Here is a 2681-nt window from a genome sequence, read left to right as displayed (position 1 = left end):
ATCAATCCTCGTGTGGGGCCTAACACCTGAGTTAAGCCGCGCCGCGAAGCGGCGTCGGCTTGGACGAATTGTTAGGCGCGTGACCGACCGACCACAAGCGCCGCAACCGAGCTGCACGAAACAAGCGCCAGAAGGGCGGAAGCACCGAGCGCCAAATATGGACCGATGGGCTCAGCATGGCCGCAAGCGCCTGCAATGCAAAAGCTACCGAGTCCGACGTACAGCAACCAGGCGAAGCTAAGAAGGCCCAGGAGCCCGGAAAAGAAAGCGGTGCGCTCCAACGGGCTTGAGGTGCGACGCCCAAGGACGATTGCAGCGACGTGGAGCAAGGCCGCAAGAGCCGTGCCGACGAGCAGTGCCATACGAACTCCATGTACTACGGTTCAGCAGAACGCGCCTAACACCTGAGTTAAGCCGCGCCGCGAAGCGGCGTCGGCTTGGACGAATTGTTAGGCGCCAGGACCACGAGAGTATCCCCCGACTGCATTTCGAGTTCGTAGCGACCCGGTTGGGGCTCCCGAAGCTCGAGTACCGACACGGACGGTCCCCATGGCGTTCTGTGCGGCACAAACAACTCTTCCACATGATCGAAGCGAAGGTGAAACGGCTCCGGGTGGCTGGGTGAGCCGCGAAACTCTAGCCAGCAAGTGCCACTGGCCCAATCCAAGCGTGCGGACAGCAGCGTTGCGTCGTGGAAACTGAAGGGCTGTGTTGTCACATTCGTGGCGCCTAACACCTGAGTTAAGCCGCGCCGCGAAGCGGCGTCGGCTTGGACGAATTGTTAGGCCGCAGCTTATGCGATGAGATCGCGTTCTGCATCGACGCCGCCGAGCGATAACGCTTCGGGCGGGATGCCAAAGTTTTCAGCCTGGCTGAGCATGAGGGAGATGACCTCATATAAGGCTGCCGAACGGCCCGACTGGAAATCGCCTGCGCCGTCGGACCGTTCGCGCCGCGCCTCAGCGAGCGCCTCCAGCGCCCGCTCTTTGAGCAAGAAACCGAGATCTTTTAGGTAGAGCGCTTCGGAACTCTCCATGCGGCCTAACACCTGAGTTAAGCCGCGCCGCGAAGCGGCGTCGGCTTGGACGAATTGTTAGCCGTCATTTCGGATACGCCGGGTTCGTAAGCCGTTCGGAAATAAGGTGTGACTGCACACAACGGCCGGCGAATGCAACCAGATGCTCCGCCATATCCTGAGTTATGGCAGTGGCGGGTGTGCTCGGGGAGTTTTCGCGTGAATCGACATATGTAGCGGCGTTCTTGAATTGATATGAATCACCGACTCGACCGTCAGCGTCTTTCAGCCATTCAAGATCAGAGTCTCGCAGTAGGTCAATATCCAGGCCAAACATGTAGAAGTGCATATTTTGCGAGCTTATCTTCGCCTTGTGGTCTGAGAGCCGTCGGCGCGTTTTGCGCCAATCGACTGGCTCGCCTTTCATGATTCGACCAATGATGCCAACCACCATGGGAATCTTGCCCATCTCCTCGATGGCGAAGTGGGCCAAAAGGAACGCGCGAGCCCATCTTTGATGCGCGACAAGAATCTCTGCCTCGTCCGTCAGCTCGATGGCATTGCTCAATATGGCGAGACGCAGACCGTGAAGGTCGGAGACCGACATTGCTTCCATGACGGCTAACACCTGAGTTAAGCCGCGCCGCGAAGCGGCGTCGGCTTGGACGAATTGTTAGGCCCCAACCACGCGAACGGGACCACCAGCGACATTCTCGACGGCTCAGCGGTGCGGACAGCCGGGCCAGCAGCACGGCCGCCGCATGCCGCTGCGCATCTTATCCAGCCCGACGGCGATGCGGCGTTGGCGCGTGGCGGCCTGTTTCGGTGAGGTGACCCAACAGATCCATTCGTTTCGGGCGAGTGGGCTGATGTCGGCCCAGACGCTAGCCACAGCAGGATCGCTGTCCAAAGCAGCGCGGAAATCGTCCGGCAGTTCGTGAACGGTGCCGCCAGCAAGCTTTTCGGCGTTCATGGATCTGGCCATTGGGGCCTAACACCTGAGTTAAGCCGCGCCGCGAAGCGGCGTCGGCTTGGACGAATTGTTAGGCCCCGGCCCTGGCGAGAAACCGCACGACGAAGAGCCAACACTTGCGGCGGATGCTACGGCAGGTGAGACCGCGCCGGCCAGCACAGCCGAGAGGTCCTGCCACCCGAAGCGTTGAGCCGGACACTAAGCGTGCCGGGCGGGGTCGGGCGAACTGCCGAAGGCGAGACTGAGCCGGCAGGCGCTTCGAGGCGACAACGAGGGCCGGACCGGAACTGCACGGCGCTTCAGAACTTCAACCTGCGCACGACGCACTGAACTCTCGATCCCGGGGCCTAACACCTGAGTTAAGCCGCGCCGCGAAGCGGCGTCGGCTTGGACGAATTGTTAGGCCCCGGCCCGGCGTGGAACTGCACGAGCGGAACCCGCCGGTTGCCCGCATGTTACGACGGGAAGAGCTTACCGGCGCGAGCGAACCTGGACGGAGCGGCCGCCCGAAGGCGATACACGGTTTGGCCGGAACGCTGACGCAAGCCAGGGGCCGCGACCGAAGGGGAGGGTTGGAACCACGACGTGCGTTGCTATCGCAACCTGCGCACGACGCACTGAACCCGCATTACGGGGCCTAACACCTGAGTTAAGCCGCGCCGCGAAGCGGCGTCGGCTTGGACGAATTGTTAG

At 61.5% G+C, this 2681-nt stretch carries 3 protein-coding genes; all 3 read right to left on the bottom strand.

All coding sequences use genetic code 11. The features are described 5' to 3' along the window. Nucleotides 1-793: 793 nt before the first annotated feature. Nucleotides 794-1036: a hypothetical protein gene (locus tag FW784_RS13490; RefSeq protein ID WP_149353843.1), complete on the bottom strand. Its 243-nt coding sequence runs from the start codon at nt 1034-1036 to the stop codon at nt 794-796. 64 nt (nt 1037-1100) lie between these two features. Further along, the gene (locus FW784_RS13485; protein WP_149353842.1) at nt 1101-1631 is read right to left on the bottom strand and encodes an AbiV family abortive infection protein; all 531 of its coding nucleotides are present in this window, start codon (nt 1629-1631) and stop codon (nt 1101-1103) included. Between the two features lie 105 nt (nt 1632-1736). Continuing rightward, entirely contained in the window at nt 1737-1988 is a 252-nt protein-coding gene (locus FW784_RS13480) for a YdeI/OmpD-associated family protein (RefSeq protein ID WP_149353841.1), read from the bottom strand. Between the last annotated feature and the right edge of the window lie 693 nt (nt 1989-2681).

Source organism: Cognatilysobacter lacus (assembly GCF_008274655.1).
Classification (GTDB): Bacteria; Pseudomonadota; Gammaproteobacteria; order Xanthomonadales; family Xanthomonadaceae; genus Cognatilysobacter; species Cognatilysobacter lacus.
The sequence above is the reverse complement of the archived record's forward strand: the minus strand, read 5'-3'. Positions and strand labels throughout refer to the sequence as shown.

Excerpts from the sequence above, each read along its gene's own strand:
- FW784_RS13480 (WP_149353841.1), bottom strand. The coding sequence starts at position 1,988 with ATGAACGCCGAAAAGCTTGCTGGCGGCACCGTTCACGAACTGCCGGAC.
- FW784_RS13490 (WP_149353843.1), bottom strand. The coding sequence starts at position 1,036 with ATGGAGAGTTCCGAAGCGCTCTACCTAAAAGATCTCGGTTTCTTGCTC.
- FW784_RS13485 (WP_149353842.1), bottom strand. The coding sequence starts at position 1,631 with ATGGAAGCAATGTCGGTCTCCGACCTTCACGGTCTGCGTCTCGCCATA.